Here is a 23,118-nt window from a genome sequence, read left to right on the forward strand (position 1 = left end):
CACCGTACTTTCTTCAACAAATATAATATAACATAAATAGGCACAAGTATAAAAATATATATTTAATACTTTATTCCTCACTATTTAACATTCATCTATTAAGAAAAGCAACTCCATAAAAACTCCTAACCTATCAAATACAATAAGCATATGAGATCAATAAACCAGCTTCACCAATCACGGGTTTTAACATATAAAACTGTAATGTTCCATACCGGTGACAGATGACAGATTCAGTTGCAAATGACAGATAAATTCAGATAAATTCAGAAAACTTCATGATAGAGAACTTACTTAGCTAAAATTCGTCACACAGGTAACCACTATATCCCTTCCCGGCATCTTTTATTGTATAGCCAGGGAGTTTTGTATTAATAAGTCATGAGGAAAGACTTAGTTAGTCATAGGTTTATGCTTAACTGGTAGCGGGAAAGAAAAAACGGCAACCCGGAACATACCGGATTACCGCTTTATATCGCAAGATGTTTAATACTTATTTATCGTACCAACTGTTAGTTGTTTTCAGGACGCAGTTTGCGAACAACGGCACCTGCACGCCACATTTCGCTTTCACGAAGTGCTTTCAGTTCTTTTTCTAAACCTTCGCGATAGTCGGGTTTGCTGTTGGTATCGATAGAACGCTGTGCTTCGTTACCACAGGCAACTTCGCTATACAGCTTCTGGAAGACCGGTTTTGTAGCATCGTGGAACGGGCCCATCCAGTCCAAAGCACCACGCTGTGCAGTGGTCGAACAGTTTGCATACATCCAGTCCATACCGTTTTCTGCGAACAACGGCATCAACGACTGTGTCAACTCTTCTACTGTTTCATTGAATGCTTCAGAAGGTTCGTGACCATTTTCACGCAGTGTTTCGTACTGAGCAAGCAGCAATCCCTGGATTGCACCCATCAAAGTACCACGTTCGCCAGTCAGGTCGGAATATACTTCTTTCTTGAAAGTTGTTTCGAACAAGTAACCTGAACCTACACCGATACCCAATGCAATTACGCGATCCCAAGCTTTGCCTGTTGCATCCTGGAAGATTGCGTAGCTTGAGTTCAAGCCACGACCTTGCAGGAACATACGACGCAATGAAGTTCCCGAGCCCTTCGGAGCTACCAGGATTACGTCTACATCAGCAGGAGGGATGATGTTTGTACGTTCTTTATAAGTAATACCGAAACCGTGAGAGAAATACAAAGCCTTACCCGGAGTCAGGTATTTTTTGATACGCGGCCATACTTCAATCTGTGCGGCATCTGAAAGCAGATACTGTATGATTGTTGCTTTTTCGCAAGCTTCTTCGATATCGAACAGTGTTTCGCCCGGTACCCAACCGTCAGCAACGGCCTTTTCCCAGGTCTTACCACCTTTACGTTGTCCTACAATTACGTTAAAACCGTTGTCGCGCAAGTTCAGGCTCTGGCCGGGACCTTGTACGCCATAACCTATCACGGCGATAGTTTCATCTTTCAATACTTCTCTTGCCTTTTCCAACGGAAATTCTTCGCGGGTTACTACGTTTTCGTCAACACCGCCAAAATTCATTACTGCCATTTTCTTTTTACTATTAAAATGTATATAAAATAATTTGTTATTTCCAGGTAACGGCGGCACGGCTGATCGCTTTGCCGTCGTTGCATATTACCATATTGTATTTGTCTTCGGATACTTCCTGATGATGGAGAGTCAACTCCATACCGTATTTACCTTCAGACTGATAAGCTATTTCGAAGCGGCTTATCTCTTTTTCACGGAACATGCTGATATCGAACAGGTCGAGCAGGTGTTCCATGTATTTGATACTATTCAGATGTCCGTTCACATCAAGATCGCTGTATTTCACACGATAGGGCTCACCGGGTACATTGTTTTCCACCGGGGCGATCTTACCGGGTTTCTCGATCGGACAGGGACGGTCGGTGACATAAGCACTCAAGCCTTCTACATCAAGCAAGGTCGGACGACGGGTTTCCACATCGATAGCCGCCCAGATAGAACGGGCAAACCCGAAGGTTTTGCCTTCACCGTTCACCAGTTCGAAACAGCGGCTGGTAAATAGCTTGCCGACTTCATCGACCCAGGTATATAAGGTTACGGACTCGGACATAGCTGGATAGGAAGTCATTTCGATTGCCAGGCGGGAAAGCACCCATGCAGTATGCCTTTCGGTCATATCGTTATAACCGAACCCACGGTCGGCGGCATGACAGGAAGCGGCGTGCAGCAAATAAGTTCCGATCATCGGAATAGTGATGCGACCCCGGAAGTCCATTAGATAGGACTCGGTTACGAAATGAAATTCTCCTACTTTGTTCTTCTCCATAATCTTCTTTTTAAGGAAGGGCGGATTTGGAACCCGCCCTACATTTATTGTTAATCGTGTTTATCCTGCAACTTCTTTTCCATCGAGGACAGCATATCGCTCAGACGCTCCACCTTGCTCTTCGTAATCGCAACGCGACCGGAACGGATGAATTGCAGCACTCCGATCGTTTCGCTCAACTCTTTGAACAAAGCTTGTGTCTCATCATAATGTCCGCTCTTTTCAAGTACGACGCATGTCTCATTCACTTCGAGGATACGGGCATTGTACTTACGGATCAGATCCTCGACCGTACCCATCTTGATAAAGAGCTCGGTACTTAATTTATAGAGGGCTATTTCCTGATAAACCAGGTCTTCATCCGTATTGTAATAGGCTTTCAGAATATCCACACGCTTGTCGATCTGCTTAACGACCTTATCGATCATATCTTCGTCGGCAAAGGTAGTAATTGTAAACTTATGTATCCCCTTTATTGCCGAGGGAGAAACAGAAAGCGTCTCGATGTTCAGTTGCCGACGCGTAAAGATAACGGTTATCTGGTTCAGAAGACCAACGGTGTTCTCTGAAAAGATAATAACGGTATATAATTTTTTCGTATTCATAATTGTTCCTCCTTACTTAGCACCTAAGATCATATTTGTAACGCTTCCTCCGGCCGGAACCATCGGATATACCATTCCACAGGTTTCCACGTTGGCAACCAACAGGTAAGCGCCGTCATGGCGGAGCATTTCTTCTATTGCACCGTCCAGTTCTTCACGGCTGTCGACAGCTCGGGAAGCAATACCGAATGCCTTGGCTATCGCGACAAAGTCCGGATTTTTCATGATAGTGTTCGAATAACGTTCCTGGAAGAACAATTCCTGCCACTGGCGTACCATACCCAGGAAGTTATTATTAAGAACGATGATCTTCACATTCAGTTCCTCCTGCATAATGGTTCCCAGTTCCTGGATAGTCATCTGGATACCGCCGTCGCCAGTAAAGAAACAAACAGTACGTTCGGGAGCACCCAGCTTGGCACCGATAGCTGCGGGAAGGCCGAAGCCCATTGTTCCCAAACCACCTGAAGTTACCACGCTACGGGTTTGTTTGTATTTAAAGTAACGGACACCCATCATCTGGTTTTGACCTACATCGGTCACCAGGATCGCATCGTTGCCGGTTGCTTCGGATACTTTACGCACTACTTCGCCCATCTTCAACTGGCCTTCGGTAGGGAAAAGCTCCTTACGGATTACTTTTTCGTCCTCTTCCTTTTCGTCCGGTTCAAACTCGGCATTCCATTCTGTGCGTTTCCGTTCTTCCAGCAAAGAGGTAATCATCGGGATGGTGTGTTTGGCATTACCCAACACTTTTACATCAACGGGAACGTTTTTGCCGATTTCCGAGTTGTCGATATCCAGATGGATTATTTTTGCTTGTTTGGCATATGTCTTCAAATCGCCGGTTACACGGTCGTCGAAACGCATACCGATAGCGATCAACACATCACATTCGTTTGTCTTCCGGTTAGGTCCTACATTTCCATGCATACCGAGCATACCTTTATGTAGAGGGAAGTCGGAAGGAAGTGCTGACAATCCTAACACGGTCGAACCGGCAGGTATATCGTTTTTCTCCAGAAAGGCTTTCAATTCCTCTTCTGCCCCACCCAGGATAACTCCCTGGCCTACCAGACAGAAGGGTTTCTTTGCACTATTGATCAGAGCGGCTGCGGCTTCAATACGTTCTTGCTTGATATCCGGCTCCGGCTGATAGCTGCGTATATAATCTACCTTTTCGTATTCATAATCCACCAAACCGACTTGTGCATCTTTAGCCAGGTCGAGTACTACCGGACCGGGACGTCCCGTCGATGCGATATAGAAAGCACGGGATACAGCCCAGGCTATTTCTTCCGGTTTACGGATTTGATAGGCCCATTTAGTTATTGGTTGTGTAATACCGATTACGTCGACTTCCTGAAAAGCGTCGGTACCCAGCAGTGGAGACGGAACTTGTCCGGCAATTACTACCATCGGTGTACTGTCCATCAATGCATCGGCAATACCGGTAATGGTATTTGTTGCTCCTGGTCCGGAAGTAACCAACGTTACCCCCACTTTACCGGAAACGCGGGCATATCCCTGAGCCGCATGTGTTGCGCCTTGTTCGTGGCGTACCAGAACATGTTTCAATTGATCTTTATAGTCGTATAAACTATCGTATATAGGAATTGCCTGTCCGCCCGGATAACCGAAGATAGTATCTACTCCTTCAGCGATCAGCGCTTTCAGCAAAGCTTCCGAACCGGTTATCTTTTGTTTATCCATTTTAATAATGTGCTAATTTGCTAATATGTCAATATGCCAATTCCTAGACACTGTTGTATCACATAAATCTCTTTATTGGCACATTGGCATATTGTCCTATTGAATTATTATTTAATCTTCTACTATTCGTACACCGCCTTTATCGGCCGAAGCAACCATCTTAGCGTATGCCTTCAGTGCTTTCGATACCGTACGCTGGCGGAAAGGAGGTGTAAAGGCTTTCGGTCCGCGGGCTTCTTCTGCCTGGCGACGTGCGGCGAGTTCTTCATCGCTTACCTTTACATTTATAGTTCTTTCGGGAATATTGATTTCGATAATATCCCCGTCTTTCACGAGGCCAATCGCTCCCCCTGCTGCTGCTTCAGGAGAGATATGTCCGATTGACAAACCAGATGTTCCACCGCTGAAGCGTCCGTCTGTGATCAGCGCACATTCTTTACCCAGGTGTTTACTCTTTATATAAGAGGTTGGGTACAACATTTCCTGCATACCCGGACCACCCTTAGGACCTTCATAGGTGATAACGACGACATCGCCGGAGACGACTTTGTTTTTAAGGATACCTTCGCAAGCTGCATCCTGTGAGTCAAATACTTTAGAAGGACCGGCAAAGCGGAAGATACTTTCATCTACCCCGGCCGTCTTAACGACACAACCGTCCTGCGCTATATTTCCGTAAAGGACAGCCAGACCGCCGTCTTTTACATAGGCATGTTCCACATCGCGGATACAACCATTGGTACGGTCGGTATCCAGTTCTTTATAATAGCTTTCCTGTGATCCGAGCACCAGATTGAAACGGTGGGCCGGAGCACTCTTATAAATATTGATTGCTTCCTCCGTTACATTGACAGAAGTGATACTGTATTGGTCGATAGCCTCATTCAAAGTCAGACCATCCACACGTTTTACGGTTCCGTCTACCAGACCACCTTTTACCAGTTCATTCATAATGCCCATGATACCGCCTGCACGGTTTACATCTTCCACATGATACGAGCAGCTGGGAGCTACTTTACAGATAACCGGAGTTTTACGTGAAAGCATATCGATGTCTTTCATTGTAAAATCAGCTTCCGCTTCGTGAGCAACTGCCAACAGGTGAAGTACCGTATTGGTTGATCCTCCCATCGCAATATCGAGCGACATCGCATTCAGGAAAGCCTGACGGGTTGCAATGCTACGCGGCAATACGGAATCGTCACCATCGCGATAATATTTAAAAGCATTGTCTACAATCATTTTGGCTGCTTTCTTAAACAAACGGGTACGGTTGGCATGAGTAGCAACAACTGTTCCATTACCCGGAAGAGCCATACCCAAAGCTTCGTTCAGACAGTTCATCGAATTGGCAGTGAACATGCCAGAACAACAACCGCAAGTCGGACAAGCAGAGCGTTCCACCTTTTCTACTTGCTCATCGCTGACAGAATCGTCGGCCGCTTCGATCATAGCATCGATCAGGTCGAGTGCACGACCATCCAGATTGCCGGCTTCCATGGGGCCACCGGATACAAATATGGTTGGAATGTTCAAGCGCATACTGGCCATCAGCATACCCGGAGTGATTTTGTCGCAGTTGCTGATACATACCATAGCGTCTGCCTTATGGGCATTCACCATATATTCCACACTGTCTGCGATGATATCGCGGGAAGGAAGAGAATAAAGCATTCCGTCATGTCCCATAGCAATACCGTCGTCGATAGCGATCGTATTGAATTCGGCCGCAAAGCAACCTAGCTTTTCGATCTCCGCTTTCACCTGCTGTCCGATTTCGTGCAGATGCACATGTCCCGGCACGAACTGGGTAAATGAATTCACAATAGCAATAATCGGTTTGCCGAACTGTTCTTCTTTCATGCCGTTGGCACGCCATAGTGCACGGGCTCCGGCCATGCGTCTGCCCTCTGTACTATATGAACTTCTTAACGGATTCTTCATCATATCTTTTATTATCTTTTAGTCAATAAAAAAGCCCTTCTCTATAGGGAGAAAGGCTTAAGAAATATCATTAACGACTTCACAACTTCTTACACACCTTTCTCCTTACCTACTAATGACTAGAAGGACCACCACGAGAATAATATGCAATACATTGTTCATCATCTTTTTTATCGTCTTTAATTTGTTTGACGCTGCAAATGTAGAACAATAATTCATATGAGCAAAGGATTTAAAAGAAAAATCATCACTTTTATTTAGAAATGAAAGATAAAAGAACGATTCCACTTGCATTTTAACAGACTCTCGACCTTCTAACAATATAACACTACAAAAATACGACAGTCAGAAAATGCCTTGTCCGCCGTTGTCGTCGGTTGTCGGTATTTGTCCGTATTTACCCATAATCTACGTGGGACAGCCAGTGGGACAGACCTGGGACAATTTCACCCATTCATAATATACTAATCACCAATAGCTTAACCCACTTCTTAAAAACTCTTTGGGACAAACTTGGGACAATCAGTGGGACGCTCTTATTAATATATAAAGAATATATATAAAGAGAACTATAACTTTTTTCATTTTTCTACTAAAAGCAGTATTAATACTATATGCCGACAGGGGGCACACAGTAGTGCTGATACAGGCAGGACTATAGTGCTGATAAGAGTTACACTATAGTCCTGTTTTCAAAAAAGTGCGATTTCATCGAGGATTTAATCGTTTATCACCTTTTTAAGTTCCTTCAACAAAGCTTCCGACTTCGACGAGATTGTCCCATCTTGATAAATTCGAACATTAATCATCGGAAGATTTTTCCGCTTGTCGGATTCTTTCACCACATTGACTAATTGATCAATTGTTAATAAGGGGTCGTCTATTTCTGAATCTTTATATCTATGCGTCCAATCTCCGGATTCCAGCAATCCGCAATATGTGGCCTGTAGCCCTTCTTGCGGGCCTCCAATGAATACACCACTTCCATCAACCGGCAAATAAAGGTTATTCATACCCGCACTTTCTTCTGATAATCCCAACTCGCCGGCATAATAATCCTGAAAATCTGTAAGTCTGGGAAATATCCATGAATTATAGCAAATCAAAAAATCTTTATTATTTCTTTTGGCTGCTCGAGTCAGCTTTTCAAAATTAGCACCACCCGGGTAGTACCCCATTCCATCATCCAACCATATACCAGCTATTTTACTCCCGTAACGGTCACTTATCTCTCCCAATATGTTTTCTAAATTGGTATACAATGTTTGAGGATTATCTGAGTAAGATTGCAAAGTCCTCCAGTGAGTATCTGCTAATACATTATAATATAGTATCAGTTTTATACCATATTTACCTAATGCATTAGCCATATCAGAGACCAAATCACGAGATGTTGTACGCCCTGGTAAGATATTGTCAATGGCCCTTAATGGACCAGGAAAATACATTTCCGCCCAGGCTGTCGTGAAAAAAACAAGTCCACCGCCACATTCATATACCATCTTTGCAAAACCTTCTGTGTCAAAATCATTCACAGCCTCTTCATATGTCTTTGGATCACCAAACCGAGGCATACTACTTGAATTCCAATGAAAAAAGAACCCGTACTTCAAATCTCCTATCCAATGTGCATCAGAGCGTAATTCATTCGCATGCTGCTTTAACTGTGCATAAAGCTTTGACTCCGTCAGTTCCAATGAAAAAAGATGAACATTGAAATCCGGAGACTTTCCCGGAGACAAAATACGCAATGTAACTGTCGATGTACCAGCCAACAATTGGATTGGGTTTTCAAAAACACATCTTTGCCAATCACTGCCAGTCACAATGCACTGACAGCTTTTATGTCCGTCAGACAATTCTAAAATAACATTCTCTTCCCCACCTATATTATTCAGTTTTATTAGAACTTCTGCCAAATAACTTCCTGATTCAGCTTTAACATTCCATTGGATAGATTGAGAGGGGTGATTCCACTTTTCTACCCAAAAAGATTTATACGGATCATCTGGCATGTATATATTTATGCCTCCATTCAATTGAGCTTTACTCGGTAGCAAACGTGTAGACTGGTCAGGCTCCATCGATATTGCAGGTCGGTCAATTGTTCGTTTTGCTCTTTCACATCCAAAAAGGACAGTCATAAATAAAGACAAAAGCAATAAACTAATAATAGATTTTTTTTTAATCATAATGTCAATCATTTTAATTTTAATAAAACCTCCTCTTCCTTCTGATTTCGGAATATTTTCAACTTCAATCTACCCAACCATCGATTCTGCTCCGTCGAAGCAAAGACTTCTTCTATCGAAGATATTTCATTCTCACTCATATCGCGTATCACATCATTTTTCAGTAATCCAGACTTGGCTATCAGGCTCTCTTCTTCCATATCCACGATTACAACCCCACGCTGGTCCGGTAAACCGAAAGCGGACTGATCTCCCAATCCTTTTATTATTCGGATCTTAGCTCCTAACCATTCATATATCTTTGAATCATCGTCATCGTCTATTTGCTGTACATCCGGAAACAATGGAGTTTCAGCTATCGCTTTCAGCTTGACTGGTCTAACACCAAATCTATCCATAGGAATATTTTCAAAAGAAACTATATTCGCTTCACTCCCATCCAATAATGTGTAATCACCTCTTTGAGGATTGGCAAATATCAATTCACCGGTCACACTATGCACATCTGTTCCATCTTTTCTAACTTTGTCTAAAGCTTTCCGACCGGAAAAGAAATTAAAATCAATCTTTTCTCCCCAATATTCAACCGAAATAGGAAAATAAGGCTGCATAAACACATTTCTCTGTACAACATCTCCACTTTCAGGAAACCACAAATGAGGATGCAATGAGCTATTTATAACCAAATTATTTTCTACGCGCCGAAAAAAACCTTCACGAAGTTTTATACCACCCCGAAGACAAAGATTATTATAAATATGATAATTAGATGAACCATCATCGAGATCTATATCCCAACCATGATCACAACGGAATCTGTTATTACGAATTACAGTCGTATAAAGAGCATCCAGCAGAATTACCCCCCGATGTTTCTGCGTCAAAGTATCCATCGTCTTGAAATCCGGATGCCAGAAACGATCACGTCCCCAAGAATTAAAAGATCCATGATCACTTGTCTCTAACACTGTATCAAACACATCATTATATTCCAGAACATGTCCCCCAAAAGCACCGTCTCCAATATTGATACCAGCACGTGGACTCCGGTATATACTATTATGACTCACATTTATCTGGGCCGCTATCTGAATTTGAATACCTGCGATTTGTTTTTCAACCATTCCTATATCATGAATCAAATTATCTTCAACTATGCATTGACGAGGATAATGATCATTTTTAGCTCCTGGAGTTAAATCCATTTTTTCATAAGGAACATAATCATAATAACCAAAGGATGGAGAACGTAAAGCAGCCGTATCCCCAACAAGACAAATACCGCTGGCACCTATATGGTGGATATGATTTGCTATTACTTTCGAATTATAATTATATCGACTCAGGAATACAGCATTGCCCCCCAGATCATAAAACTCACACCCGATAATAACACAATCTTCCGTATTTTCAAGAAAAACAGCTCCTCCACGATATATTCCCCAATCGCTTCTCATCAAACTTTCGTAGGGATACATAAATGTTCGTAACGTACGGGTAAAACACAAATTCCGGATAGTTACACCAATAAGTTTATTATTCGGATATTCCCCACGTAACTCTATAAGATGAGGCGAGGTGACTACCTCTACCTTTGCAGAACTCAAATCTTCACCGGGAAAAGGATAATAATATAATGTACTTTCTTTTTTATCCAAATACCATTCCCCTGCTTCATCTAGCTCTTCACGTATATTTTCCACATACCGGAGTGATTTATGTAATGGCGATTCCCGGATTAATTGATATCCTCCTTCATAAACAAGTTCCTCTTTTACTTTGCCCATTATCTGATAATGCTGACTTCCCCAACGTCCCTGGTGCATAGAATGAATAAAACCACCCGAAGGATCCTTCCATTTTTTTATGCGAGAAACAGATAGTGCATCTTCAGAAGTTCCATTGAACAGTTCTCCTTCTTTATAATTAGGATATCGAGCCAGAATACGTTTATTTCCGTTTATATACATCTGATCAAAAGTATCTGCCACGAAGGCTTTATACAATCCCTTTTGTGCCTTTTGCCATTTCAATGAAAGTGTTTTACTACCAGATAAAATAACGTTTTCATCTTTGTAGCCGGAAATGAGTAATCTTTTACCCACAAAATCGTCAGATGTTATAATTACGGGATTTGGGAACTCATATACCCCTGTCCGGAAATAAATGTTCACATCTTTTTCCGCAGAAGACTTCGCCACCCGAAGAGCCTCATCCAAAGTCAAAACCGGATTATCCATTGTACCGTCACCCAATAAACTACCAGTAGAAGATATATAAATATCACGGTGAGCATAAGCTTCACAAACAAATAAAAATACATAACAGAGGATGACTAAAGAGAATTTTATTCCTTTATTTTTCAATCTCATAATGACTTCACATTAAATTTTCATTTAAACAAGACTAGAATATAAAAAAAGCAGAGTATAAAAAGGGCCAATCCAATAATGATTCAGACCGGCCCTTCCTAAATTCTAATTAATTATCTGTAATCCGGATTCTGAGAAATATTATTATTCAGAATTTCGGTATCAGGAATCAACCAGGTGTTGTTGTAGGCCCCAACAGGAACATTCAACCTGTCGCCACGCGCTTTCTGTACCTTATCGAACGTTTGGGTACGTTTCAGATCATACCAAGCAAAGCCTTCTTCATACAATTCGTGCTGACGTTCCAGGAGGACTGCTTCGCGGAACTGCTCCTGAGAAAGTCCGCTCAAATCAGGCACGTTTGTCGGATCATTCTGGTCAACACGGGCACGTTTACGGATAGCATTGATATATTGATAAGCTCCGGCCGGGCCATTCACTTCATTTTCAGCTTCAGCGGCAATCAGATACATTTCGGCCAAACGGATCAATTGGGTCTGCCAGGTCAGAATATTGGTATTAGAAGCCGGAAGCTCCTGCTCCAGATATTCTTCATTAATATACTTGTTATAATATGTACGTGAGATAACTTTATTACCTTTCGCATTTACATATTCAGGCTTGATACCCCATTCTTTACGCATATCACCTTTTGCAAAACTGGCGATAAAAGCATTTGTCGGAAGATATAAGGCTGTCTGGCTACCGATCGGTGAAGATTCATTATGCATACCGCTATATTTATCCGGAGCAGAAAACAACTCAGCCCAAATAGTTTCTGCCGTATAACGTTCCGTCTTAAATACCTTATCGTACGTAGGCATCAAAGAATACTGGCCACTATTAATCACTTCCAGTGCTTTTTCTTTGGCTTTTGTATAATTTTCTTTCTGATTCATCGGAAAACCGGCAGAAGTCAGATAGATACGTGCCATAATCGCTTTTACAACCCATTTATTTACGCGTCCCATTTCCTGTGCTTCTTCCGGAAGCTTTTGTTCTGCATCCAGAATATCATCAAAAATAAATTTATAGACATCAGCCTGTGGTGTACGGTCTATCGCCACATCCGCATCGCTAGTCACAACTTTATCCCGCAAAGGAACATCGCCGAAAAACTGAACCAAGGTGAAATAAGACCAGGCACGTAAACACTTCGCTTCACCGATGATACGATTCTTGGTTTCAGCAGCAAAGTCCTTATCTTCTATCGATTCCAATATCATATTTGCATTCTTTATTGTACTGTATGGTCCGGACCACGCATCTCTAAATGCATAAAAACCAAATCCCGGGTTATTTGCCCAAATATCACCAACCTGTTCGGCTGATTCCGGTTTATCGTTATAGTCGGCAAACACCTCTGTCAGGTTCAGGTTTTGTCCCTGAGGATACAAACCTTTCAAAGCACCGTCAAAATCTTCTACCGTTTTATAAAAGGAAGAAGGAGAAATAAACGTTTTCGGATCTTCTTCCAGCCAATCGGAACAAGAGACAGACAGAATAACCGGTACAGCCAGCAATATATTTTTAATCAGTGTTTTCATTCTTGTCATAAGTATTAAAATTTAACCTGTAAACCCAAAGTAAATGATTTTGCAGATGGATAAACACCTCTGTCCCATCCGTTCACGGCAGAAGAAGTCCAGGATGCTTCGGGATCATAATGAGAATAACTTGTTATCGTGATCAGATTCTGTCCGCTCAAATAAACCGAGATATTGGGTTTCCGTGAACCAGCAAACCATTGCGAAGGCAAAGTATAAGCGAGTTTGATATCTTTGAAACGCAGATAAGAACCGTTTTCTACCCAAACAGAACTCGGATCGCCGAAGGCCAGATAATCTTTGGTAGCAACAGATGCACGTGCATATTTAGCATTCGGATTTTCAGGTGTCCAATGGTTTTGCCAAACATCTTTGCGGATATTCCATGTTCCACCGATATTAGTGATACTCTTATTAAACTCATTGACAATATCACCACCTATGCTACCGATTACCAGAAACGACAATTCAAAATTGTTCCAATTAATAATGTTTGTCATACCAAACGTAAACTTTGGCTGTGTATTTGCAATAATAGTCTTGTCACCTGTTGTTATACCGGCTTTTCCGTCTGTATCTTTATAGCGGTAATCTCCGGCTTTCTTTGTTGCTTCACCATTCAGACGAGCCTCTTCATCAGTCTGATAAATGCCTTCAATCTCATAACCATACAATTGGAACGGGGCTTTGTCAACAAACAGAGGGAACCAGTTTCCCCCACCGATAGGAGCATCTATCCTCATGATCTTATTTCCATATACATCTGTTCCCAAGTCTTTTACGACCGATTTATTAGCAGTTATGTTCAAATTGGTTGTCCAGTTCACTTTGCCTCTCACGTTAATCGTATTGATAGCAATTTCAAAACCCTTATTGTCAATACGGCCTAAATTCCTTAACATGGAAGAATACCCAGAGGAAGGGGGAAGTGTGGCTTTATACAACAAATCACGCGTTTGTTTCCAATAATAATCAAAACTTACATTCAAGCGATTACCAAAGAACCCCATATCAACACCTATATCTGTCTGTGTAGTTGTTTCCCATTTCAAATCATCATTCGCCATAGAAGATAAACCAAAACCAACATCTTTACCACCTCCGAAAATAGGGCTGGAGGTTCCTAATTGAGCAAAGGTTTGATAAGGATCAATAGATTGGTTACCTGTTTGTCCGATACTTGCACGCAGTTTCAGATTACCCATCCAATCGATATCCTTCATAAAATCTTCTTCCGAAACACGCCATGCTAATGCAGCCGAAGGGAAAAAAGCAAACTTATGATTCTTGCTGAATTTAGAAGAGCCATCATAACGAGCTGTAACAGTCAGCAAATATCTTTCCATTAAATTATAATTGGCACGTCCCAGAAAAGATACCATCCGGTAATCATTAAAACCTGAAGAAGGGGTTCCGGGAGTCGATGCAGCCCCCAGATTATTGGTTTCATATACATCCCGTAAAAAGCCTGTTCCACTACCTTTCAGCTGATTCCATTGATATGTCTGGAAAGTGACACCACCCATCAGATTCAAGGCATGACTTTTGTTAAATTTCTTGTCGTAGGTCAGGATATTTTCATTGATAATAGTATAATAATTTGCCTTTTCTTTGGAAGCGTCCCCATCCAGCTTTCCACCGGCAGATAAACCTATCGGAATATAACGGTCTTTACTTGCTGCATTTACCTCTGCACCTGCATTCACACGGAAAGTCAATCCGTCAATAATATCATAGACAAGTGACATATTCGCTAATAAACGTGAATTGACCGTTTTATCTTTATACAATTCAGCCATACCAACCGGATTTGTTCCTCCCCAGGGAGTTCCCGAGAAGTTTGTATATTTACCATCGGCATCCTTTATTTCCTGTATCGGTGCCATAACCATTGCCGTATAAGCAATAGCTCCCCAACCATCAGCACTGCTGTTGGCCGTATTCTGGGTTCCGTACGAATAAGCGATGCTGGCATTTAAAGACAAGTTCTTCGCCAGTTTCTGATCGCCATTGATACGTAAAGCAAAACGATTATAATTAGATCCTTTAATAATACCTTCCTGGTTCATATAGTTCAGAGAAGAATACAACTTCGTCTTATCGGTACCTCCCGAAACAGATACCTGGTGACTATGTGTCAATGCAGTTTGATAAGCCAGGTCCTGCCAATCATTATTTGGTAGCAAAGCAGCCTGCTCCGGCGTAATAGCGATCCCATTTCCATCATTTTGGGATACTTCGTTTACCATTGCTATATAGTCGTTTTTTCCCAATAAATCCAGTTTCTTTCTTAATGAAGAAACACCGACATAACCGTTGTATTCCAATACTGTATCACCCGTACTACCTCTTTTAGTAGTAATCATAACGACACCATTCGCACCACGCGAACCGTAGATAGCAGTAGAAGATGCGTCTTTGAGCACTTCCATCGATAAGATATCTTCCGGGTTAATATCCGAATTCATCTTTTCTACCGGCATTCCGTCAATAACATAAAGCGGCTCATTACCACCTGCCAAAGAGTTACTACCACGAACACGAATCATCATCGCTTCACCCGGTTGACCGGTTCTGGCATTTACCTGTACACCGGCAATTTGTCCTTGCAACGCACGATCGGCACTGGTAATACCGACCTGGCTCACATCTTTCATTTGCACTGAACCGACAGCCCCTGTCAAGTCGCTTTTCTTCACTGTACCGTAGCCTATAACCACAACCTCTTCCAATGCTTCTGAATCCTCACGAAGTGAAACATTTACAACATTTCCTCCACCGACTTTCACTTCCTGCGCATTATAACCGATATAGGAAATCTGTAACACACTACCTTCGGGAACGTTCAAACTATACCGTCCGTTCATATCCGTCACCGTTCCGTTGGTCGTACCTTTTACGACTATGTTGGCACCAATCACGGGTTCACCTCTCTCATCTTTTACAATGCCTGATACATTTTTTGTTGTAGATGCAGCCTGAGTTTGCTTATTAATGATCACGTGTCCATTACTAAATGTTATCGAACAACCGGAACCTTCCAACAGCTGCTCCATAACCTCTTTCACATTACTGTTTTTAGGCAATTTTGTCAGAACCCGGGAGTCATTTACATCTTGAGTATTATAATCCACAAACAGTTTTGTCTGTTGTTCGATCTGTTTAAAAGCAGTCTTCAACGTTAGATTACTTCCGGTCAGACGCACCTGTTGTTGTTGCGCATAAGACAATAAGCTATAGGAAGATAAAGCTGTTATAAATAACAGTCTGAATATACTTTTTCCGTTATTTATACGTATTAGATTAGTTAATTTCATATATTTGTATGTTTGAAAAATTGAATATTAATAAAACCTGACGATCCATATCGTCAATCCAATGATGTTCAAGATTCGATTTCGAATTCCGGAAAGAGGGATTTTCGCACTTTCTGTCTTTCCGGTTTTCTTTTGTTCATATCTGTTTCCTCCTATATTTTAGTTAATAAAGACTACATTTCCCTTTATTTTATAATGAATACCCACCAATTGCTGCAAGATTTTCAACACATCTTCTAATTTCTCATCAGGTGAAAATTTGACATTATAATACTCTCCTGCAAACTTCTGGGAATTATAATGGATCGTCACATTAAATTTACGTTCCAGAGAAGCCATCAAACGGTTGAATGATGTATTTTCAAATATCAGATAACCATTTCTTTCCATATTGTATAAAGAAGCATCGATAGAATGAATCATCACTGTATGTTCCGAATGCGAATAGACTAATTGCTGGTCAGGTTTTAGTACGGTTGGCTGAATGTTTTCATCCCTTACTGACACCAACACACTACCCTCTTCTAATGTAGCCATGGAACAGGAATCATTCGGATAAGCCTCTACAGTAAACACAGTGCCTAACGCCTGGACATCCAGGCAGGCTGTCTTTACGATAAACGGTTGTTCCGGATTCTTTCGGACAAAGAATGAAGCTTGTCCGGTCAGATAAACCGTACGTGTATCGGTATCGGTAAAATCTTTCGGATAAACCAGTAACGTACCTGCATCAACCCAAACCTTCGACCCATCAGGTAATACCACTTGTTCACTTTCTCCATAGGGTACAAATAGTTGTGCCATTTCTACATGACGGGCAGGTTTAAAATTGTCGGTTGCCCAGTATGTTATTCCGGCGGTCATAATCAGTAAGACAATAACAGCCGCGTATTTCAACCAGTGGCGATATAATGGTATCGAACGCTCCCGGGCTGGAACTTCGAAAAGACGCCCTTGCAAGATTTCCCAGTCACGATAGGTCGAAGCCGTCACTTCCGGATGCGATTCCTCCCACAACTCCTGTAACACTTCTTCCTTCTCTTTTTTTACATCGTCCGCCTTCAACCAACGTCCAAACAAGATACGTCCATATCGGGAAAAATGTTTCCCGAAGTATAGCCGCATGAGTTGTTTTGTCTTGTTGTTTTCTTCCATACAATATCCGTCTTTATAAAGGTGTAGGTTAACCAGACGGATACACACAATCCAATTGAAGTTTTTTTTAAAAGTTTCAGTTGTTTCCTGTGGATGAAACATTTGTTTCACTACTATGAAACAGTTGTTCCACTTAGGAGAAACACTTGTTTCACTACTATGAAACAGTTTTCATTTTAAATAAATTAAAAAGAAAAGATAAAGTACCTTACGAAGAATTGCCAGTGCAGCCGTCAGATGATTCTCGACTGTTCGCTTACTGATGTTCAAGCGGGATGCAATCTCATCATTAGATAAACCCTGCTCACGGCTCATTTGGTAGATCAATTTCCGCTGGGGGGACATTTGTTCGACTACATGGTTGATTATCGTTTGTAATTCATGGGCGAACAAAGCCTCTTCTTCCGACTGGGAAACGGAAGTTTCCAGCAAAAACTCATTGGTATACTTTTCTGAAACTGCCAGACGGTCAAAATAATCATAAACGGTAAAACGTGCCATCTGAAAGAGGTAAGAGGAAAAAGAACGGACATCTTTCAGTTTTTCCCGATCTTTCCACAAGGACAAAAACAAGTCCTGGGCCATATCGCGACTGACTTCCTTGTCGTGCGTCAGGCCGACAAGGAAGTACACCAACCTAGGTTGGTAGCAGAAAAAAAGCTGTTCGAAAGCTTTTATATTTCCTTTTGCGATCTCCTTCAAGATATGTTGTTCCTCTGGTAATTCCATAACTAACGCGAAGTAGCGAAAAATATCAGAATTATCAAAATAAAAAGATTCAGATAAAATAATTTGTATCTTTGACCCCAATCAATCGACAAACTAAGAAAAACAGACTGAACTAAGATAAAATGAAACAATACAACTTTGACGAAGTTATTGAACGCCGCGGAACCAATTGCGTCAAATACGATGCGATCAAAGAGCGGTACGGCAATGAGAACCTGACTCCTCTATGGGTTGCCGATATGGATTTCCGGACACCGGACTTTATTGTCAATGCAATAAAAAAGCGTTGCGAACACGAAATATTCGGCTATACATTCGGATCAGACTCTTACTATCAAAGTATTATCGAGTGGGTAGACTATAAACAAAAATGGAAGATCAAACGGGAATGGCTCAGCTATATTCCGGGAATCGTGAAAGGAATCGGCTTTGTGATCCAGTGCTTCACCAAACCTGGCGATAAAGTGATCATACAACCTCCTGTATATCACCCTTTCCGTATCGTTCCTGAAAGTATGAAACGGGAAGTCGTCAATAATCCGTTAAGACTGATTGATGGCGTCTACGAAATGGATTTCGAGCACCTCGAATCTGTTATCGATGAACGATGTAAAGTATTGATCCTTTGTAATCCGCATAATCCGGGAGGTATTGTTTGGAAGAAAGACACATTGGTCAAGCTGGCAGAGATCTGTGCAAAGCATCGTATTCTGGTTATCTCGGATGAGATACATGCAGAAATGGCTTACCCGCAATTCAGTCATCACCCGTTTGCTACGGTATCGGAAGCTGCAGCTTCCTGTAGCATAACTTTCATGGCTCCAAGCAAAACATTCAATATAGCCGGTATCGTAACATCCTATTCCATCGTCCCGGACGAAAAAATAAGAAAGGAATTCTATGAATTTCTGGAAGCCGGGGAGCTAGGAGACGGTACGATCTTTGCTTATACAGCAACGGAGGCAGCTTATACCTATGGCGCTGAATGGTTGCAACAAATGCGGATGTATATAATGGAAAATGTCCGTTTCGTCGACGAATTCTTCAAAGCGAAACTACCGAAGATCAAAGTATACCCACCACAAGCATCATTCCTCGTCTGGCTGGATTGCCGTGATCTGAAATTAAGCCAGGAAGAACTGGTCAAGCTATTTCAGGAAAAAGCCGGTTTATTGTTAAATGACGGAAGCATGTTCGGTCCCGGCGGGGAAGGTTATATGCGATTGAATGTCGGCTGTCCGCGTTCTGTTCTGGATACGGCATTAAACGCGTTGAAAAAAGCTATTGACAAGAAATAAACATAAAAGAAAGTGCGCCAAAGATATCTACACTTTTGACGCACTTTCTTTTCTTACTTAACAGCTGCTATTCCTGCTTTTTTATCCTGATTATGTATATGTTCCAGATAATCGTACCGGATAATCATATCAGATATTTCCCAGGCTTTTTTTGCTGCATCGATATCTTCTTCGGGAACTCCGGCAGTATCTCCCACGATATTCAGTTGCGGATCGATCTCAAAATTCGCTCTGTGAGGATCCAGTATACTTTCTCCCAGACCTTTCCACCAATAGTCATTCAAGCCCAACAAATCCAGCAAAGTGGGATATACATCGATCTGCCCCATCACTTTTCCATGATATAAATTGAAGGGAGCATTTAGAATTATCAGGGGAACAAATGACTTGTCCGACACAATCTGCCTCCCTACCGGATCATTGCAAAGTTCCTTCCTCACAGTTCCTAACGCTTCGTGATCTCCCATAATCATAATCAAGGTATTATCAAAACGTCTGTCTGCACGGAGTTGCGCTATAAATTCCCCAAGCGCCCGGTCGGTATAGTTCGCCATGGTCATATAGTTATTAAGAATCTCAGGGACTTCAGGAGAAAAAAAGACCTTTTTCAGAGAGTCAGGCAAAAGGAAAGGGTTATGACCGGAATAAGTAATGCATTGCAAAAACGTATTACCCGACTCATTCCAAACTTCATTATTTTGCATTTTCTTCAAACATTGACGTAAGAAAGCACGATCTCCCACCTGCCCACGGGAACCTACCGGCTCTTCTTTGGCAAAACTGTTTTTCGAAACCAAACTGTCGTATCCCATAGCCGGTGTGATCACACACTGGTTCCAAACCATCGGCTTATCAACCGTCAGACTATAGGCTTCACTATCCTTGTGCTTCTGTTTAAAAGCTTTCGCTAATGAAGGGTAATACGATTCGGGAAATTTTATGCTATAAGGACCGGAGTTAATGGGTAAAAGCCCTGTATTGACCAATAATTGAGCATCGATAGAACGTCCGCCTTTTACCTGCGATAAGACATGAGGTGCATAGATTACAGATGAATCCTTTAATATACGGTTCAGATTTGGAGTGATCTCCTGTCCTTCAACAGTTTTATTCAACACCCAACTTTCGAGAGATTCGGCTAAGATTATAATACAATTCTCCCTTGTATAAACTTTGGGGAGAACGGATTTATAATCCGTTCTCCTGGTTAACCAGGAGTCGATACGATTTTTTATTTCCGGAGTGTATGTGATATTATCGCATGAATAATCATAATAAAGGGAACCGAATATCGTATACATCGGTATATTACATGTATGCAGGTAAGCATCCTGCAATCTCTCGTAGGCAGCCTTAAAACCATTTTGACTCCAAAGTTTAATAGTCGGAAATAAAGCCACTAATAATATCAGGCAAACATAACGTACAAATGCAAAAGACGCTTTACCCTCGTTAACAGGCAGAATATCTTCCTTTTTCCGATAATTTCGCCACCATAAGATTCCGGCAATCAATGTAGAAAGAGGAAAAAACACATCTGCTATCCGTAACGAATCGAACACACTACTAGAGAAATCAGTCAGATTTGCAGCTAACAGATAACTGTCTAACGGTATTGCTGTAAAATAAGTCCGGAAATACATCAGATTGGAAATGAACAAGCAATCCATCAATACAAAGATAACCAATGTCACCTTCATTGTACGGAAACAGACTAACGGTAATAATAAAAATAAGGAAACCAATATAGTATCAAGATATGTTTCAACCTTTGAGAAAGGAGTGAACGTAGATAACATGCACCAAAGCAAATTAAACCACATAAACTTCAGTACCAATAAAAAGAAAAACAAACTTATCAACTTCCTTCTTTCCTTACAATATGGAAAGAAAAAGTCTTTCAATTTAGAAAACCACATGTGTAACTATCACTTTATAACTTATCGACAAACACTACTTATTCGCTATACAAATCTGAATTCATTGATTCTTTTATTCCGGCTGCAAAGATAGCTATATATTACAGATTAAAACATTACATATCTTTATTTTTAAAATAATAACCTGATTAACTCGGAAATTATACGTAAATTTGTCTCGTTTTATTTATTACAAATACAATTAAAAATGAAAATTACAGCAAATAAGTTCGTTGCGGTTACATACGACCTGAACGTAGGAGAAGGTGAAGAGCGCGAGTTGATGGAAAAAGCAGTTGCAGAAGCTCCCTTAAAATTCATCTTTGGAACAGGCGCCATGCTTCCTGCTTTCGAAGATGCTTTGAAAGGTCTTGAAGTAGGTGACAAGTTCGACTTCTCTATCGCTCCTGCCGACGCATACGGAGAATATGTGGAAGATCATGTATTGGATCTGCCGAAAAACATTTTTGAAGTTGAAGGTAAATTTGACTCGGAAGTCATCAAAGAAGGTAATACTGTTCCTATGATGGACTCAAACGGTAACCGCCTGAACGGCTCTATCCTTGAAGTAAAAGACGATGTAGTCGTTATGGACTTCAACCATCCGTTGGCTGGTGAAACTTTACACTTCAGCGGTGAAGTTATCGATGTTCACGAACCGACAGCAGAAGAAATTGCAGCATTATCAGCTCCGGCCGGTGGATGCGGTTGCGGATGCGATGACTGCGGAAGCGATTGCGGTGACCACGATCACGAAGGTGGTTGCGGATGTGGTAGCTGCCACTAATAAATAAATGAAAGATGCAGAATGGGGAATGAAGAATTAATAGAGATTCTGCATTCCTCATTTTTCATTTTCAGACTCATTTTTTAATCTCCACATTTCATTTATTAATATGAATACATTCGGAAATATATACAGATTAACCTCGTTCGGCGAGTCACATGGTCCGGGTATCGGAGGTGTTATCGATGGATGTCCGGCTGGCATCGAGTTGGACACAGACTTTATCCAGCAAGAGTTGAACCGTCGTAAACCTGGCCAGTCAAGGATTACAACCCCCCGTAAGGAAGATGACGAAGTACAATTCCTATCCGGAGTTTATGAAGGAAAGACTACCGGTACACCGATCGGATTCATTATCTGGAATAAGAACCAGCATTCGTCTGATTACGACAATATGAAAACGGTTTATCGTCCTTCACATGCAGACTATACTTATCAGATGAAGTATGGTATCCGCGACCCTAAAGGTGGTGGACGTTCGTCGGCTCGTGAAACGATAGCCCGATGTGTTGCCGGTGCAATCGCCAAGCTTGCACTACGCCAGACAGGCATAAATATACAGGCATTCACCTCACAGGTCGGTCCTATCAAACTGGATGGTACTTACAAAGATTATGACCTGAATCTGACAGAAGAAAATGCAGTAAGATGTCCCGATCCGGAGAAAGCCGCCGAAATGGAAAAGCTGATTGCAGAAGTGAAGTCGAAAGGCGACACGATCGGCGGTGTAATTACCTGCGTGGTAAAAGGTACGCCTGTCGGGTTGGGAGAACCTGTATTTGGTAAGTTGCATGCTGCTTTAGGACACGCCATGCTAACAATCAATGCAGTTAAAGGGTTCGAATATGGTGATGGATTTAATGCAGCTTTTTACCGCGGTTCCGAGCGTAACGACCGTTTCTTTAACGACAACGGACACATAAATACCCGTACTAATAATTCAGGTGGTATACAGGGGGGTATTTCCAACGGCCAGGATATTTATTTCCGTGTTGCATTCAAATCGGTTGCAACCATCCTTATGGAACAGGAAACCGTTAATATGGATGGTGAAGATACTATCCTGAAAGCTCGTGGACGTCATGATCCATGCGTCCTGCCTCGTGCCGTTCCTATTGTAGAATCGATGACAGCAATGACAATATTAGATTATCTGTTACTCCAAAAGACAAGACAAAAATAATGTGCCAATAAGACAATATGCCAATTACA

15 protein-coding genes are annotated in these 23,118 nt (G+C 41.7%); 3 read left to right on the forward strand and 12 right to left on the reverse strand.

Going from position 1 to position 23,118, the window contains the following annotated elements:
- Positions 1–512: 512 nt before the first annotated feature.
- The 11 genes from ilvC to QZ076_RS10500 form a co-directional block, all read right to left on the reverse strand.
- Complete coding sequence (gene ilvC, locus QZ076_RS10450; protein WP_122357104.1) at positions 513–1,559, reverse strand: ketol-acid reductoisomerase; 1,047 nt, start codon at positions 1,557–1,559, stop codon at positions 513–515.
- Between the two features lie 37 nt (positions 1,560–1,596).
- Complete coding sequence (locus QZ076_RS10455; protein WP_293713152.1) at positions 1,597–2,328, reverse strand: acyl-ACP thioesterase domain-containing protein; 732 nt, start codon at positions 2,326–2,328, stop codon at positions 1,597–1,599.
- Positions 2,329–2,378: 50 nt separating this feature from the next.
- The gene (gene ilvN, locus QZ076_RS10460; protein ID WP_293713154.1) at positions 2,379–2,933 is read right to left on the reverse strand and encodes an acetolactate synthase small subunit; all 555 of its coding nucleotides are present in this window, start codon (positions 2,931–2,933) and stop codon (positions 2,379–2,381) included.
- 12 nt (positions 2,934–2,945) lie between these two features.
- Positions 2,946–4,646: a biosynthetic-type acetolactate synthase large subunit gene (gene ilvB / locus QZ076_RS10465; RefSeq protein WP_293713156.1), complete on the reverse strand. Its 1,701-nt coding sequence runs from the start codon at positions 4,644–4,646 to the stop codon at positions 2,946–2,948.
- A 111-nt stretch (positions 4,647–4,757) separates the two neighbouring features.
- On the reverse strand, positions 4,758–6,590 hold the full coding sequence (ilvD, locus tag QZ076_RS10470; protein WP_293713190.1) for a dihydroxy-acid dehydratase: 1,833 nt from the start codon (positions 6,588–6,590) through the stop codon (positions 4,758–4,760).
- A 719-nt stretch (positions 6,591–7,309) separates the two neighbouring features.
- Positions 7,310–8,782 (reverse strand): alpha-L-fucosidase, encoded by a 1,473-nt coding sequence (locus QZ076_RS10475; protein ID WP_293713158.1) that lies wholly within the window; start codon positions 8,780–8,782, stop codon positions 7,310–7,312.
- A gap of 8 nt (positions 8,783–8,790) precedes the next feature.
- Positions 8,791–11,154, reverse strand: a complete 2,364-nt coding sequence (locus QZ076_RS10480) for a right-handed parallel beta-helix repeat-containing protein (protein ID WP_293713160.1) — start codon at positions 11,152–11,154, stop codon at positions 8,791–8,793.
- Between the two features lie 113 nt (positions 11,155–11,267).
- A complete protein-coding gene (locus QZ076_RS10485) occupies positions 11,268–12,710 on the reverse strand; it encodes a RagB/SusD family nutrient uptake outer membrane protein (protein ID WP_293713163.1) in 1,443 nt (480 codons plus the stop codon).
- A 5-nt stretch (positions 12,711–12,715) separates the two neighbouring features.
- Complete coding sequence (locus QZ076_RS10490; protein WP_293713165.1) at positions 12,716–16,018, reverse strand: TonB-dependent receptor; 3,303 nt, start codon at positions 16,016–16,018, stop codon at positions 12,716–12,718.
- 159 nt (positions 16,019–16,177) lie between these two features.
- Positions 16,178–17,173 carry a FecR family protein gene (locus QZ076_RS10495; protein WP_293713167.1) on the reverse strand — a complete coding sequence of 332 codons (996 nt, stop codon included), beginning with the start codon at positions 17,171–17,173 and terminating at the stop codon, positions 16,178–16,180.
- A gap of 171 nt (positions 17,174–17,344) precedes the next feature.
- The gene (locus tag QZ076_RS10500; RefSeq protein ID WP_293713169.1) at positions 17,345–17,902 is read right to left on the reverse strand and encodes an RNA polymerase sigma-70 factor; all 558 of its coding nucleotides are present in this window, start codon (positions 17,900–17,902) and stop codon (positions 17,345–17,347) included.
- A gap of 122 nt (positions 17,903–18,024) precedes the next feature.
- Here QZ076_RS10500 and QZ076_RS10505 point away from each other — a divergent pair, with 122 nt between their 5' ends.
- Positions 18,025–19,200, forward strand: coding sequence for a PatB family C-S lyase (locus tag QZ076_RS10505; RefSeq protein ID WP_293713170.1), 1,176 nt, complete (start codon positions 18,025–18,027; stop codon positions 19,198–19,200).
- Between the two features lie 53 nt (positions 19,201–19,253).
- Here QZ076_RS10505 and QZ076_RS10510 read toward each other — a convergent pair whose 3' ends face one another.
- The gene (locus QZ076_RS10510; protein WP_293713172.1) at positions 19,254–20,999 is read right to left on the reverse strand and encodes an LTA synthase family protein; all 1,746 of its coding nucleotides are present in this window, start codon (positions 20,997–20,999) and stop codon (positions 19,254–19,256) included.
- 328 nt (positions 21,000–21,327) lie between these two features.
- On the opposite strand from QZ076_RS10510, the gene QZ076_RS10515 reads away from it, so the two are divergent.
- Both QZ076_RS10515 and aroC read left to right on the forward strand, forming a co-directional pair.
- Positions 21,328–21,906, forward strand: coding sequence for an FKBP-type peptidyl-prolyl cis-trans isomerase (locus QZ076_RS10515; RefSeq protein WP_293713174.1), 579 nt, complete (start codon positions 21,328–21,330; stop codon positions 21,904–21,906).
- A gap of 109 nt (positions 21,907–22,015) precedes the next feature.
- Positions 22,016–23,089: a chorismate synthase gene (gene aroC, locus QZ076_RS10520; protein ID WP_293713176.1), complete on the forward strand. Its 1,074-nt coding sequence runs from the start codon at positions 22,016–22,018 to the stop codon at positions 23,087–23,089.
- Positions 23,090–23,118: the final 29 nt, after the last annotated feature.

Origin of the sequence: uncultured Parabacteroides sp., assembly GCF_905196875.1 — a bacterium.
Classification (GTDB): domain Bacteria; phylum Bacteroidota; class Bacteroidia; order Bacteroidales; family Tannerellaceae; genus Parabacteroides.

Coding starts and splice junctions, on each gene's coding strand:
- ilvC (WP_122357104.1), bottom strand. CDS start 1,559: ATGGCAGTAATGAATTTTGGCGGTGTTGACGAAAACGTAGTAACCCGC.
- QZ076_RS10455 (WP_293713152.1), bottom strand. CDS start 2,328: ATGGAGAAGAACAAAGTAGGAGAATTTCATTTCGTAACCGAGTCCTAT.
- ilvN (WP_293713154.1), bottom strand. CDS start 2,933: ATGAATACGAAAAAATTATATACCGTTATTATCTTTTCAGAGAACACC.
- ilvB (WP_293713156.1), bottom strand. CDS start 4,646: ATGGATAAACAAAAGATAACCGGTTCGGAAGCTTTGCTGAAAGCGCTG.
- ilvD (WP_293713190.1), bottom strand. CDS start 6,590: ATGAAGAATCCGTTAAGAAGTTCATATAGTACAGAGGGCAGACGCATG.
- QZ076_RS10475 (WP_293713158.1), bottom strand. CDS start 8,782: ATGATTAAAAAAAAATCTATTATTAGTTTATTGCTTTTGTCTTTATTT.
- QZ076_RS10480 (WP_293713160.1), bottom strand. CDS start 11,154: ATGAGATTGAAAAATAAAGGAATAAAATTCTCTTTAGTCATCCTCTGT.
- QZ076_RS10485 (WP_293713163.1), bottom strand. CDS start 12,710: ATGACAAGAATGAAAACACTGATTAAAAATATATTGCTGGCTGTACCG.
- QZ076_RS10490 (WP_293713165.1), bottom strand. CDS start 16,018: ATGAAATTAACTAATCTAATACGTATAAATAACGGAAAAAGTATATTC.
- QZ076_RS10495 (WP_293713167.1), bottom strand. CDS start 17,173: ATGGAAGAAAACAACAAGACAAAACAACTCATGCGGCTATACTTCGGG.
- QZ076_RS10500 (WP_293713169.1), bottom strand. CDS start 17,902: ATGGAATTACCAGAGGAACAACATATCTTGAAGGAGATCGCAAAAGGA.
- QZ076_RS10505 (WP_293713170.1), top strand. CDS start 18,025: ATGAAACAATACAACTTTGACGAAGTTATTGAACGCCGCGGAACCAAT.
- QZ076_RS10510 (WP_293713172.1), bottom strand. CDS start 20,999: ATGTTATCTACGTTCACTCCTTTCTCAAAGGTTGAAACATATCTTGAT.
- QZ076_RS10515 (WP_293713174.1), top strand. CDS start 21,328: ATGAAAATTACAGCAAATAAGTTCGTTGCGGTTACATACGACCTGAAC.
- aroC (WP_293713176.1), top strand. CDS start 22,016: ATGAATACATTCGGAAATATATACAGATTAACCTCGTTCGGCGAGTCA.